Source organism: Pseudomonas rosaeacicularis, from assembly GCF_057128745.1.
In genome coordinates this window covers 1-13,198 of the sequence record NZ_JBSKHT010000017.1, presented here as the reverse complement: position 1 = coordinate 13,198, position 13,198 = coordinate 1, and the positions used below count along the sequence as shown (strand labels likewise).

Genomic DNA, 13,198 nt, shown 5'->3' with positions numbered 1-13,198 from the left:
CTCCTTATCCAGTGCGTAATGCGCTGTACCTAAGCTCCGACCGTTGTTGGGGCAAATCATTCATTTGGGTTGAAGTCCTGCAGTGGCGTCAATCTGTTGAAGATCCCCAGCGTCCAGGACGCAGCACTGTAGCGCAGCCATTAAAGGTTGTAGGAGGGGGCTTGCTCGCGAAGGCCCTGGTTCAGGCGATAGAGATGTATCGAATGTCCTGGCTTATTCGCGGACAGGTCCGCTCCCACATTGACTCCATTGACTCCATTGACCGCGGTCCGACACAGTTATTTGGCAAGCGCCTCAGCAATCGTTTCGGCCAGCGGCGTTGTCGGGTGGCCGATCAACTGGCTCAACACGCGGTTGTCGTCGAACAACGCACCTTGCCCGGCAGCGGTATCGGAATTGGCCAGCAATTGAGCGAACTCCTCGGGTAACCCGGCCTGCAATAATGCCGCTTTGTAGCCCGCTTCGGGCAGGTTGGTGTAGACCACCGGCTTGCCCGATTGCCGCGCCAGTTCAGCCGCGAATTCGCTGAGGGTGAACGCCTCATCACCTGCGAGTTCGTAAATCCTGCCGCTTTGGGCTTCGGTGGAGGTCAGCACCGCGACGGCGGCGGCAGCGTAATCCGCGCGGGCTGCTGAGCTGAAACGACCATCACCGGCACAGCCAAAATGCGCGCCATGGGCGAGGGCATTGGTAACGCCTGCGGTAGTATTTTCGGTGTACCAGCCGTTGCGCAGAATCACCGCTGGCAGGCCTGATTCCTTGATTGCCGTTTCGGTCTGGCGATGTTCTTCGGCCAGTTCCAGCGCTGATGTAGCGGCGTGCAACACGCTGGTGTAGGCCAGCAGTTCAACGCCAGCGCGTTTCGCCGCGTCGATCACGGCTTTGTGCTGCACGGCACGCTGACCGATCTCGTTGGAGGAAATCAGCAGGATTTTGGTCGCACCCCTGAACGCCGTATCCAGCGTTGTCGGCTGCGAATAATCGGCGTGACGAACCTGAAGGCCTTTATTGGCCAGGTCCACAGCCTTTTCCGGACTGCGCACAGCGGCAATGATCTGATCGGCAGGGACTTCGGTGAGCAGCAGGTCGACAACAAGACGGCCCAATTGGCCATTAGCACCGGTGATGACGTACATGATGTTTGCCCTTGGCAGTGAAATGAGTCACCAGCATAGACACCGTGCTAACCTTTCGTAAGTACGTACGAAAAGGTAAGTGTCATGAATGACAAATTGAGCGTGGGTCCGGAAAATACCGCTTCACTGATGCGGCTCAGAATGGGCGAAGTGCTGGACCGCAACTGTCCGTCCCGCGAAGTGCTCAATCACGTGTGCAGCCGCTGGGGCGTTTTGGTGTTGGTGGTGCTGCGCGATGGCATGCACCGTTTTAGCGAACTGCGGCGCAAGATCGGCGGTATCAGCGAGAAGATGCTCTCGCAGACGCTGCAAAGTCTGGAGCATGATGGCTTCGTTGAACGCAAGGCGCTGCCGGTGGTGCCGCCCCACGTCGAATACCGGCTAACGCCGTTGGGCGAAGACGTGGCTGCGCAGGTTGACAGCCTGGCGAGCTGGATCGAGGCCAACCTGCCACGCATCATGCAGGCGCGGCAGGAACGAGCCGTTGAAGTGACTGAAGATTGATCAGAGCGTCGCGGCCAGTTCGATGGCCGCAGCTGTCGAGGTCTTGCGCGACTCGGCGTCCACGTCCGGGCCGAGCAGGGTCTTCTCGATCACGATGTTGTACTGGTCAGTGATGCCGACCATTTCGCTCCAGGTCGTCATATAGGAAATCTGATGTTCGGCGCGGTCCAGCGGTGCGCCACGGGCGGCGATGACGACCACTTTGCGACCATCGAGCAAACCGTTCAGGCCGCGGTCATCGAAGGTAAACAGCAGGTCTTTCTGACTGACCACATCAATCAGGTGCTTGAGCTTGTAGGGAATGCCGAAGTTCCACATCGGCACGCCGAACACGATGATGTCGGCCTTGATGAAGCGCCCGGCCAGTTCGACGATCTGCGCCCAGGCTTCCTTCTGCTCAGGGGTGCGTTCGGTGCCCTGGATGCCAGCGTATTTGGCGTCCAGCACCGCGCCATCGAACTCGGGGAGCGGGGTGTTCCAGACGTCCAGCGTGTCCACCGTAGCAATCGCATGCTGAGCTTTCCAGGCATCGATTAGCGCATGGGCGACTTCGATAGACGCCGAGCGTTGCTTACGCGGTGAGCTTTCGATGTAGAGCAGGTGCGGCATGGCGAAGTCCTTCTGCGGGTGATGACGGATGCATCAGTGATAGCAGAAAGTCTTGTCGCAGGCAGTCTTTCTTCGGGGCGACTCGACAGGCTGCCTTGGCCTGTCGAGTCTGTCAGATCAGGCGAAGGTGGCGCCGCGCGTATTGACGAACAGCGAGTACACCGAGTGACTGCTGGCCATGAACACCCGGTTGCCTTCGCGCCCGCCGAAGCACAGATTCGGGCAGCGCTCTGGCAGCGAGATGTGGCCGATGGCCTTGCCCTGAGGGTTGAACACGCGCACGCCGTCGAGCTTTTCCAGGTCCGCTTTCGGGTCGCCGTTGCCGCCCCAGCCGCACCACAGATTACCCGCTTCGTCGCACTTGATGCCGTCGAGTGCGGCGTATTCCAGCCCTTCGATATGCTTGCGCCGCGCGCCGAGGCTGCCATCGTCATTCACACTGATGGCCCAGACCAGACGGTTGGGCTTGGCCCGACCTTCCACCACATACAGGGTTTTTTCGTCGGGAGAGAAACACAAACCGTTGGGGCCATTGAGGTCGTCGATTACCCGCGTGACCTTGCCGCTGTCGCCGTCGATGCGGTACACGGCGTGAGGTTGGGTTGGGGTGATCTTGTGGCCTTCATAATTGTTGCCGGTCTGGAAGGGCGGATCGCTGAACCAAATCGAACCATCACGCTTGCAGATCACATCGTTCGGCGAATTGAAGGGTTTGCCGTCGTAGCTGTCCGCCAATACGGTGATCGTGCCATTGGGCTCGGTGCGGGTGATGCGACGGCCTTCGGAGGTGGTGGTCGAACCTTCGCAGGCGATCAGCCGACCCTGGCGGTCGCGGCACAGACCGTTGGAAAAATTGGAGTTTTCGCGGTACACCGAAAACGCGCCGGTGATTTCGTCCCAGCGCATGATGCGGTTGTTGGGGATGTCGCTGAGCAGCAGGTAGCGCCCGTCGCCGACCCACACCGGACCTTCCGCCCAACGCATGCCGGTGGCGAGTTTTTCTACGCTGGCGTTGAAGATGCGAAGGTCAAGGAAGCTGTCGTCGAGAATCTGGATCAGCGGATCGGGATAACGCTGGCTCAACGGCTCGGCGGCGGTGACCAAACGGGGCAGGGACAGCCCGCCCACAGTGGCAAGCGTTGCTGAAACGGCGAGGGAGGTTTTCAGAAAGCTGCGGCGACTGGTGCCCGCGAGAGGCTCGGGTTGCAAGGAATCCATCGAGGGATCTCCGGTGATTATTGTTGTGATCGCGCAACAGTAATACCTTCTGATAAGACATCGTACAAGTTCAATTGCACCGTTCCCTGTAGGAGCGAACTTGTTCGCGAGGCATTCGACCCGCGGACCTTTCGCTTTCGGCTCGCCAACAAGTTGGCTCCTACAGAACGAGGGACGCAGACAAAAAAATGCCCGATTCCATTGCTGGAACCGGGCATTCTCGTACCACCGAAACGCTACGGCTTATTTTGGCCGCAACTCCTCGCGCACATCTTTCACATCACTGCTCGATACCGCAGGCGCAGCATTGCCCCAGGTATTGCGCACGTAGGTCAGGACGTTGGCGACGTTGTCATCCGACAGGTTCCAGCCAAACGCAGGCATCGCAGGTGCCGTCGGTGCGGCGTCGGTTGCACCGGCACGGCTGCCGGCCACGACTACACGAATCAGCGACGACGGATCGGCGCTGTTGATCAGTGGACCCATGGCCAGTTTCGGGAACAGACCATCCACACCTTCGCCATTCGGCGTATGGCACGCCGAGCAACGGTCCGCGTAGATCGCCTTGCCCGCGACCATGGCCGCATCGTTGGCCGCGATCGGTTTTGGCGCTTCGGCCGGCTTGGCGCCGTCCTTCAGATACACCGCGACCGCTTTGAGGTCGTCATCCTTCCAGTGCTGGGACGAATGCTCGACTTCTTCGGCCATCGGGCCTGACGCTACGTCAAAACGGTTGGCGCCGGTCTTCAGGTACTTGACGATGTCCTCTTCGGTCCACGCGCCAATGCCGTCGTGGGCTTTGGACGTGATGTTCGGCGCAACCCAACCTTGCAGATTGGCACCGCCCAGGAAGTTATCGTTCTTGTCGCCGCCAATCAGGTTTTTTGGCGTGTGGCAGGTGCCGCAGTGCCCAAGGCCTTCAACCAGATACGCGCCGCGATTCCACTGCTCGGACTTGTCCGGATGCGGCTTGAATTCGCCCTGGGTGAAGTTCACCAGGTTCCAGCCAATCAAGCTGGTGCGGATGTTGAAGGGGAAGGGCAGCTGGTTGGTTTCAACCTTGTTGTCCACCGCTTCAACCGTTTGCAGGTACGCAAAAATCGCTTGATTGTCTTCACGCTTGACCTTGGTGTAAGCCGTGTAAGGCATGGCGCCGTACAACAACTTGCCATCCAGGCCGTGGCCCTTGGACATTGCATTCTGGAAGTCATCGAAGGTCCAGCGACCGATCCCGGTGCCAGGATCAGGCGTGATGTTGGCCCCCGCCAGCTTGCCGAACGGCGTGTCGAGAATCACACCACCGGAGAACAGCGGTTTGCCCGGCAGCGTATGGCACGCCGTGCAGTCGCCCAAGGTCGTCAGATAACGGCCTTTTTCCACCAGGTTGTAGGAATCGGCGCCGGTTGCGGCATGCGCCATGTTCAGCGACAGGCCGATAACGCCTGCGCACACAGTCAGAAGAGTCTTCATACGCTGATCATCTCCCCTGGACGCTTGAGGTAGCGGGTGCGAATCGCATCGGCCGCCTTGAAAGCCAATGCCGCCACGGTACCGGTGGGGTTGTAGCCAGGGTTCTGCGGAAAGGCCGATGAGCCGACCACGAACAGGTTCGGCACGCCCCACACTTGCAGGTGCTTGTTCACCGAACTGGTCTTCGGGTCGGCGCCCATGATGAAGCCGCCGACGATGTGCGAAGACTGATACGGCGCGCTGTTCCAGTGCCCGGTTTGTGCGGCGGGAACCATCTGGCGCGGATTCATGCTCTTGGCGATTTCAGTGACCTTGGACGTCACGTAGGCGGCCATTTTGCGGTCGTTTTCCGGGAAGTCGAACGTGATGCGCAACAATGGACGGCCTAGCGGATCCTTGTAAGTCGGATCCAGCGACAGGTAGTTGGTGCGCGTCGAGTAACTGCTGGCCTCGCAACCGATGGACATGGTGCTGGCGTAGTTGTCGACCGTGGCTTTTTTCCACGCCGAACCCCATGCAGGGGTGCCCGGCGGCACAGGCCGCGAGTCGATCGGTGCTGCGCCAATCGGCGTCACACGGGTACTGCCGCCGCCGACGAAACCCAGACCTGAGTGGTCGAAGTTGTCGTTGTTGAATTCGTCGATGCCCATGCCGATGGCGCCGCCACCGATGAACGGGTTGAAGTTCTTGTCATCGAAGAACATCTTCACGCTGTTGGCGGTCTGGTAGGCGTAGTTGCGGCCCGTGGTGCCGGTGTTGGTTACCGGGTCGTACGGTTTGCCGACGCCGGACAGCAGCATCAGGCGCACGTTTTCGAAAATGAACGCACTGATCACCACCAGATCGGCGGGCTGCTCGTATTCATCGCCGTTGCCGTCCATGTAGACGATGCCGGTGGCCTTGGTGCCAGTGTTATCCATCACCACGCGAATCACTTCGCAGTTGGTCTTGGCGGTGAAGTTCGGCTTGCGAATCAGTACCGGCAGAACGGTGGTGATCGCGCTCGCCTTGGAGTAGTTGGCGCAGCCGTAGTTGGTGCAGAAACCACAGAAGGTGCAGGCGCCCATCTTCACGCCCAGGGAGTTGGTGTAAGCGCGAGACACCAGCGCCGATGGCACCGGGAACGGCTTGTAGCCAAGGTTCTTCGCAGCTTCGGCGAACAGCGTCGGCGCGTAGGTCTGGGCGGTCGGCGGGTTCGGGTATTCCTCGGAGCGCGCGCCTTCGAAGGTGTTGCCGCCTTCCTGGATCACACCCTTGATGTTGCCGGCCTTGCCCGAGACACCTGCCAGTTTGTCGAATTTGGTGTAATGCGGCTCCATCTCTTCCCAGGTCGTGCCCCAGTCTTGCAGGGTCAACTCGGGGGACAGTTCCTTGCCATAGCGTTCGCTCAGGTAGCTGTGCAGACGAAACTCATGGGGCTGGAAACGAAACGAAATCCCGGCCCAGTGATTGCCTGCGCCGCCGGTACCGTTGCCGGGGTGAAACGAGCCCCAGGTGCGCATCGGCAGCGCGGTTTCGGTCACGCTGTTGCGCATGGTGGTGGTGTTTTGCTTGGTGCGCAGCATCAATTCCTGACGGCGCGAGTAGCGCAGCTCGTCGGTGGCCGATGCCAGATTGAAGTCGGTGGCGGTGTCGCGCCACGGGCCGCGTTCAAAACCGATGATCTTCAAGCCTTCGTCGGCGAGCTCATTGGCGATGATGGATCCGGCCCAGCCGAGCCCGACAACCACGACGTCCGTGGAAGGTAATTTTTTAGCCATGTGAAATTAACCCTTCTTGTTCCAGGCGGAGCTGCCGATGATGGAAAGCGGCACGAGGTCGAGCTTCTGGTTATGCAGCGCGATGTAGTCGCGATAGTCATAACGAGCGCCGGGGAAGCCAATCATCTTCCACGCCACCATGTCGCGATTGCCGCCATAGATAGGGTCGGCGAAGAAGCCTTCCATGGTGTTGGAAAGCACTTGCTGGAAGAACAATTTGCCGTCGATGCCGTCCAGCGCGATGTCGCCCTTTTCGATACCGGTCAGCACTTTGTCCTGCTCTTCAGGGGGCAGAGCACTGAAAGCCTTCTGGAATGTTTTCTGGGTGTACGCGGCAAGGCCAGCCAGGCCCAGGCGATAGCGCTCGCGCGGCACCAGTGACGACTGGTCGCCCTGCATCGGCGTGCCTGCTGCGAAAGGGCCCTGCATATAAAGACGATCGAACGTGCCGTACTCGCCAGCCAGTTGTCGGTCGATGAACACCGCGCAACCCGCGTCTTTACCGCTAATGCTCAAGTCATCAGCAGGGATCAACCGCGCAACGATAGCCTCCACGGCGGCCGCTTCGTCAGCGCTGAAGAACTGCCAGCCTGGCGTTTCGTAATGCATCGGGCCGTTGTGGTCGAACGGCACCCACTGCGGAACGTTGGTGAGGGTCGCGGCTTTGGCCGTCGCGGCACCGACCACGGCCAGGGAGGTCGCGGAGGACACCAGCAACTGCCTGCGGGTGAGGCCTTTGGGTTTATCGGTCATTCAGGGCTCCTGCGAACGCGCTGTCCCCGGGGCGTAGTCATACGAACCCGGGTATTAGCGGCGTTATCGCGGTTATTTCACGGTTTTTGCTCCAGATACGGCTGGGTCACGGCTGTAGGAGGAGCGAGCGAATCCAAAACTGTGCGGGGGTGTGACATTGGGTCTCTGGCGAGCCAGTGGGGCAATAGCGCACGCTGAGCGGGAGCTAACCTTAACCGTGATCATTTTTTCCACGCGCAAGGCAATGATAGATGTGTTACGAACAGTTGCATCCCACGGATTTGGTAAATCACTGTTACATAAATCGCAACAGTCAGCGACGCCACCGTATCGCAGATGAATTGTGGTGTTGAGGACATACATGGCGCAAAGGCCCACAGTTAGCACCTCGCGAGAGAGCTGGCAAAGTGCTAGAACCACGACTTATCACTGCGCCGTATAATTCGCCATCAACTGTATTGAGAACCGTTCTAAAATTGTGCTGATTTTTTGCAATAAAAATTTCTATGGGATTTGACGCCGTCGAGCGGTTTTCGGGTTCGCTGACAGCATTTTCATGAAGTTGGCGTCATGAACGACCCCCGTTCTTGGTATCTTGCACGCCATTTATCCCCGTTCAATCGCTACCGGCGGCAGTCTGCGCCGTTCAAATGTTCACCGAGAAGCTGTAGAAATGCCTGATCCGATCCCGTTAAAGGACCACGAGAAAGAAACCCGGCTGGTCAACAAGCGGTTGATCGCTTGCGCCGTGTTTGTGGCCCTGCTGAGCGCTGCACTGGTCTGCCGCATGTACGTGTTGCAGGTCACCGAGTTTGCTTACCACTCGACCATTTCCGAAAACAACCGCGTACATGTACTGCCGATCCCTCCCGAGCGCGGGCTGATCTACGACCGCAATGGCGTGGTCCTCGCTGATAACCGTCCCAGCTTCAACCTGACCATGACCCGCGAACGCGCAGGCGACTGGCATGAAGTCATCGAGACGCTGATGGGCCTGCTCAACTTGCCAGACGAAGACCGCATCGTCTTCGACAAAGCGATGAAGAACTCCCCGCATCGCTTTGTCCCGGTCACGCTCCTTTATGAGCTGACCGAAGAGCAGATCGCCGTGCTGGCAGTCAATCAGTTCCGCTTGCCGGGCCTGGATGTTGAAGCGCAGTTCGTGCGGCACTATCCGTTGGGGGCGCACTTTGCCCACTCCATTGGCTACGTCGGGCGGATCAACGAGAAAGAATCCACCCAGCTCGATCAGGTCGAATATCGCGGCACACAGTCCATCGGCAAAACCGGTATCGAGCGCTTTTACGAGAGCGAACTGCACGGTCATGTCGGTTACGAAGAAGTCGAAACCAACGCCCAGGGCCGAGTGCTCCGAGTGCTCAATCACACCGACCCGGTGGCAGGCAAAAACATTGTCCTGAGCCTGGACATCAAGTTGCAGGAAGCCGCCGAAGAGGCGTTGGGCGATCGTCGCGGTTCCGTGGTAGCGCTGGACCCGGAGACCGGCGAAGTGCTGGCGATGGTCAGCAAGCCGAGTTTTGACCCGAACCTGTTCGTCACCGGCATCAGCTTCAAGGAGTACTCGGCGCTGCGTGATTCGGTGGACCGACCGCTGTTCAATCGGGTGCTTCGCGGCCTGTATGCGCCGGGCTCGACGATCAAGCCGGAAGTGGCGATCGCGGGGCTCGACAGTGGGGTAGTCACGCCGTCCACGCGGGTGTTTGATCCGGGTTATTTCCAGCTGCCAGATTTCGATCACAAGTACCGCAATTGGAACCACAGCGGCGATGGCTGGGTGGACTTGAACGCGGCCATCATGCGCTCCAACGACACCTATTTTTACGACTTGGCGCACAAGCTCGGCATCGACCGCATGCACGATTACCTGACCATGTTCGGCATCGGCCAGAAGGTCTCGCTGGACATGTTCGAAGAGTCCGCAGGCTTGATGCCGTCCAAGGAATGGAAACGCGCGACGCGACGTCAGGCGTGGTTCCCCGGAGAAACCGTCATTCTCGGCATCGGCCAGGGCTACATGCAGGTCACACCGCTGCAACTGGCCCAAGCCACTTCGCTGATTGCCAGCAAAGGCGTGTGGAATCGCCCCCATCTGGCCAAAACGGTTGGCGGTGTTGCGCCGCTGGACGAGCACCCGATGCCCAATATCGTGCTTCACGATCCGCGTGAGTGGGATCAGGTCAACAACGGCATGCAGTCGGTGATGCACGACCCACGCGGGATCGCTCGCGCCGCCGCCCAAGGCGCGCAATACCGCATCGCCGGCAAAAGCGGCACCGCCCAGGTGGTCGCGATCAAGCAGGGCGAACGCTACAACCGCAACAAAACCCTCGAACGCCATCGCGACAACGCGCTTTTCGTAGGCTTCGCCCCGGCAGCGCACCCCAAAATCGTGGTCTCGGTCATGATCGAAAATGGCGAGGCGGGCGGTCGTGTAGCAGGGCCGGTAGTGCGGCAGATTCTCGATGCGTGGTTGCTGGATGGGGAAGGGCATTTGAAGCAGCAATATGCCAACCCTGACAGCCCGCAGGTTAATCCGAAGCAACAGTTGGCGACGCCGGTGAAGGCAGCGGGTGATCCGCATGTTTGACGCAAGGATGCGCAGACCCTGTGGGAGCGGACCGGTCCGCGAATGCTATTGATCAGACGCTAGAAATGTATTGGATGGACCGTAATTTCACGCTTGTAGTGTTGTCGGTCAGCAAGCCCCACTAATCCCGTACCAATTGGTCGCGTCAGCATTGATCATTTCCCAGCACTCCCGATCTCATTAGCTTTCACCGGCACTCATCAACAGCAAGTTTGATCAAATCACCATGACTCATCCTTTTTAGTGTCATTGGTTCCTGCGATTCAAGCAGATCAAGAAATTTCAGCTCTGGGGCGTCCTTGTTCAAAAACACCAGAAACCCCACTGCGGTGCCAAAATCAAAGCACCCATCTGGACCTTTAATGTATTTTTTCGGAGAAGCATTTGCCAGGGTCGTTACTGATGCGTACCTGTCAAATATCTCAATATTCTCAATATTTCCAAGCAAAAAACTGCCCGGTGTCAAGCCGTCAACTACGGGTCGAGTATCGAAAGAAAATACCGACTGCTGTATATGATTTGAATATTGCCAGGCGACATCACTATATGTTTCGTCCAATGGCGAGTGCAGGCCACAAATACCAGCAGTCATCTTGGCGCCATTGTAATTGTTTCTCGTATCGAAATATGCGCAATCAATGACGATTTGATCACGCTCAGCCGCCAGCGTTAGGTACTGAAAATCCCTGCCCAGAACAACTATTGCGGGAGCTCCATTTATAGTTGACAGGCGTCGAAGAACATCGTAATCGTCGCCGACAATATTTTCATACACTTTCCGGTGGCCTGCTTCATCAAGCACAATACTTCCGTTTTTAGGTCCGGTAAAAATGTCGAACGCATTTGCCGCAGAGCACGCCATACAAAACAACAATGAGAAGCAATATTTAATCATGTCTAGATCAGGCGTCCAATGGTAGTTGGGGAGTCTTTCTAAGTATGGCTTCGATTTTTTCAGCATAAGACGCGATAAGTTCACGCTGATCAAAGCAATTTACAACTCGCCTTGATGACAAATAGTCGATTCCACTAGAGTTTAAATAGTAAGGCATTCTCTTGCCTGTAAATATTCTTTTTTCCATTCCAATAATCATAATCGGTATAGCGTGCCCGAAATTTTTTGGCAGCATCAGGATTAGAAACAAGATTGTGAGCGATCAGTTCCGAAAACCTTTGATAGTTATTCCTCCAAGTCAGGTATGCATCACCACGGCCTCTATACTTGAAACCATTCCCTCCCCAACTGAACTCCTTGATCCGGTCTTTCTCCGAGAACCAGTTAACGTGCGGGGTAGAACTTGTGTGGCCAGACGGTTTGCCCAGGCTGTCCCACTTGTCCTGGGTGTAGCACCATTCGCTTTCCGCGAAATTGATTTTTCCCGCAACAGATTCGGATGTGTCGCAGGACGTAAAACTCCGCTTTAAACCTCACCGGCCACAGGCCAGGTACCATCCTAGACAGCTAAAATTTCGCCCTCACATAACAGTCATGCTCCGGCAAATAATTTAACTTTAATCATTATTATTTTATCTAAAAACTAATAGCATCACATATCAACCACATTCTGATTGACGCAATCTCCGCTGTGTATGAGACTTTGCACCATCCAGCCATTGAGTCCTCTAGAGTGACCCGATCGTTTTTGGATGCATATCTTTGGCTTACGTCCCATGTCGCCGGTTCTAAATCCCCGCCGTACAGAGCTGTCTTTTCACGAACTATCGCGCTTATCGGTGTAGACGTCTCTACAGATTCGAATATGGGGGAGCGAATCGCGTTTTCGACTGACGCCTTGTCTTTGTATGGATAAATGTATTTAATTTTTCCTTGATCATCCATGGAATCGCCACCCAAATCGAAAAACCGCGATAGTCTCAAGTCAACAACGAAGTTCTCACCGTCGAAATTTATCACGCTAACACTATAAACATCATTGACAATATCCCAAGAGCTGGGAGCTTCCATAGACTGGATCACAAAGAGCCTTTTACCACCGTCTACCGAGCTAAGAAATGCGTCCTTTATTTCGTTTTTGGTTCCTGCATAGGTAAGCTCATAAAGAAGTTCTGCTTGCCCGTTTGTAGTAGATGAATATAACGATATGCCGTCAGGATCTGAGGATAAACTATTGCCGCTATCCTCCGAGGTGTTAGGGGTATATAAAAAACACACCAGCGAGCCATCAATTTTTAGGGGGTTGTAAGCTGTACGGAAGCCCATGTTATTACATGAGTCACTCCCCAGTGCGGCGTTTTCGACGCAGATTAGCAGTGCGATGAAAAATAGACGTTTAATCATTTTATGGGCATCCGCCGAAGTAGAGCCTTTTGAAAATCTCGGTAATTTCACGCTTGTAGCGTTGTCGGTCGGCAAGGCCAGCTAATCCCGTATTAATTGGCCGAGTTACCTGGGTGACTGCAGCATCACCCATGTATGTGGGATTATCAGCAATTTTTCCAATCTTTCTGCTGCTCCAGAACCATAGTGCTGTCTCTATAGCCACTGAAAAATTAGTTTCTAACAACTCGGGATTTGATGTAATCTCCAGGCCCGTACCAAGGGCACATTTCCTATAAGTTTCATAGTGGGTAAGATGTATCAGCCCCCGACCACGATAGTCCCTACCTGGTTGCTCATTACTACCAAAACAGTGTTCACCATACCCTGGATCATTGCCTATCAAATTATCCTCAATCCATCTTAATTTCTGTTCATCGCTTTCGAAGGTTTTCGCAATTCTTGCGAAACCGGCATTGATCGCCGTAGGAGCCAGCCTGTAAAGTTTTGCGGCAGTGTAGGTTCGTCGGGAGTAATTTAACGATTCTCGGAAACTCAGAAAGCCACCGGTTTCTTTTTTCGCTTGAGCCAGCAGATGAGTTATTTGGCTGCAGCTATCTACCCCATATTTTTTAAATATGCCTTCAGAGGCCTCTACCATCGCTTGAATAAAAGCTGGACTTACGTTTTTGTTGCATATTTCGCTCAGAAACTCGCGGGTCAAATTGATCAGCGTCCCACAGTTTTTGCAGAACAATTCCTTACCGATGTCCGATCTGAAACTCCCCACCAACCCCACCGGATGAAAGTGGTACACCTTCCCATCCGCCCTTAACCCTAGCTTTTCTGCCACATCCCCCCA

Annotated in this window: 11 protein-coding genes; 2 read left to right on the top strand and 9 right to left on the bottom strand. The window is 56.1% G+C overall.

The genetic code is table 11. The annotated features are described in order from the left end of the window. Positions 1–278 precede the first annotated feature (278 nt). Positions 279–1,136, bottom strand: coding sequence for an SDR family oxidoreductase (locus tag ACWKWM_RS21395; protein ID WP_483848059.1), 858 nt, complete (start codon positions 1,134–1,136; stop codon positions 279–281). An 84-nt stretch (positions 1,137–1,220) separates the two neighbouring features. On the opposite strand from ACWKWM_RS21395, the gene ACWKWM_RS21390 reads away from it, so the two are divergent. Then, the gene (locus ACWKWM_RS21390) at positions 1,221–1,640 is read left to right on the top strand and encodes a winged helix-turn-helix transcriptional regulator (RefSeq protein ID WP_483848058.1); all 420 of its coding nucleotides are present in this window, start codon (positions 1,221–1,223) and stop codon (positions 1,638–1,640) included. Here ACWKWM_RS21390 and ACWKWM_RS21385 read toward each other — a convergent pair whose 3' ends face one another. The 5 genes from ACWKWM_RS21385 to ACWKWM_RS21365 all read right to left on the bottom strand — a co-directional run bounded on the left by ACWKWM_RS21385 (position 1,641) and on the right by ACWKWM_RS21365 (position 7,450). Continuing rightward, the gene (locus ACWKWM_RS21385; RefSeq protein WP_483848057.1) at positions 1,641–2,249 is read right to left on the bottom strand and encodes an FMN-dependent NADH-azoreductase; all 609 of its coding nucleotides are present in this window, start codon (positions 2,247–2,249) and stop codon (positions 1,641–1,643) included. A gap of 117 nt (positions 2,250–2,366) precedes the next feature. Then, positions 2,367–3,467, bottom strand: a complete 1,101-nt coding sequence (locus ACWKWM_RS21380) for an SMP-30/gluconolactonase/LRE family protein (RefSeq protein WP_483848056.1) — start codon at positions 3,465–3,467, stop codon at positions 2,367–2,369. A gap of 243 nt (positions 3,468–3,710) precedes the next feature. Beyond that, positions 3,711–4,937 (bottom strand): c-type cytochrome, encoded by a 1,227-nt coding sequence (locus tag ACWKWM_RS21375; protein ID WP_483848055.1) that lies wholly within the window; start codon positions 4,935–4,937, stop codon positions 3,711–3,713. Further along, a complete protein-coding gene (locus tag ACWKWM_RS21370) occupies positions 4,934–6,697 on the bottom strand; it encodes a GMC family oxidoreductase (protein ID WP_483848054.1) in 1,764 nt (587 codons plus the stop codon). The genes ACWKWM_RS21375 and ACWKWM_RS21370 overlap by 4 nt, the downstream gene beginning before the upstream one ends. 6 nt (positions 6,698–6,703) lie before the next feature. Further along, the gene (locus ACWKWM_RS21365) at positions 6,704–7,450 is read right to left on the bottom strand and encodes a gluconate 2-dehydrogenase subunit 3 family protein (protein ID WP_483848053.1); all 747 of its coding nucleotides are present in this window, start codon (positions 7,448–7,450) and stop codon (positions 6,704–6,706) included. Between the two features lie 673 nt (positions 7,451–8,123). Between ACWKWM_RS21365 and mrdA the strand changes: the two genes are divergently transcribed. Continuing rightward, on the top strand, positions 8,124–10,058 hold the full coding sequence (mrdA, locus tag ACWKWM_RS21360) for a penicillin-binding protein 2 (RefSeq protein ID WP_483848052.1): 1,935 nt from the start codon (positions 8,124–8,126) through the stop codon (positions 10,056–10,058). A gap of 187 nt (positions 10,059–10,245) precedes the next feature. On the opposite strand, the gene ACWKWM_RS21355 is transcribed toward mrdA, so the two are convergent. The 3 genes from ACWKWM_RS21355 to ACWKWM_RS21345 all read right to left on the bottom strand — a co-directional run. Further along, positions 10,246–10,953 (bottom strand): hypothetical protein, encoded by a 708-nt coding sequence (locus tag ACWKWM_RS21355; protein ID WP_483848051.1) that lies wholly within the window; start codon positions 10,951–10,953, stop codon positions 10,246–10,248. A gap of 636 nt (positions 10,954–11,589) precedes the next feature. Next, complete coding sequence (locus ACWKWM_RS21350) at positions 11,590–12,357, bottom strand: hypothetical protein (protein ID WP_483848050.1); 768 nt, start codon at positions 12,355–12,357, stop codon at positions 11,590–11,592. Between the two features lies 1 nt (position 12,358). Continuing rightward, the coding region (locus ACWKWM_RS21345; protein ID WP_483848049.1) for a glycoside hydrolase family 19 protein at positions 12,359–13,198 on the bottom strand (840 nt) is incomplete at its 5' end.

Bases quoted from the DNA above. Each gene is read 5' to 3' on its own strand.
- ACWKWM_RS21370 (WP_483848054.1), bottom strand. From the start codon at position 6,697: ATGGCTAAAAAATTACCTTCCACGGACGTCGTGGTTGTCGGGCTCGGC.
- ACWKWM_RS21355 (WP_483848051.1), bottom strand. From the start codon at position 10,953: ATGATTAAATATTGCTTCTCATTGTTGTTTTGTATGGCGTGCTCTGCG.
- ACWKWM_RS21385 (WP_483848057.1), bottom strand. From the start codon at position 2,249: ATGCCGCACCTGCTCTACATCGAAAGCTCACCGCGTAAGCAACGCTCG.
- mrdA (WP_483848052.1), top strand. From the start codon at position 8,124: ATGCCTGATCCGATCCCGTTAAAGGACCACGAGAAAGAAACCCGGCTG.
- ACWKWM_RS21375 (WP_483848055.1), bottom strand. From the start codon at position 4,937: ATGAAGACTCTTCTGACTGTGTGCGCAGGCGTTATCGGCCTGTCGCTG.
- ACWKWM_RS21395 (WP_483848059.1), bottom strand. From the start codon at position 1,136: ATGTACGTCATCACCGGTGCTAATGGCCAATTGGGCCGTCTTGTTGTC.
- ACWKWM_RS21380 (WP_483848056.1), bottom strand. From the start codon at position 3,467: ATGGATTCCTTGCAACCCGAGCCTCTCGCGGGCACCAGTCGCCGCAGC.
- ACWKWM_RS21365 (WP_483848053.1), bottom strand. From the start codon at position 7,450: ATGACCGATAAACCCAAAGGCCTCACCCGCAGGCAGTTGCTGGTGTCC.
- ACWKWM_RS21350 (WP_483848050.1), bottom strand. From the start codon at position 12,357: ATGATTAAACGTCTATTTTTCATCGCACTGCTAATCTGCGTCGAAAAC.
- ACWKWM_RS21390 (WP_483848058.1), top strand. From the start codon at position 1,221: ATGAATGACAAATTGAGCGTGGGTCCGGAAAATACCGCTTCACTGATG.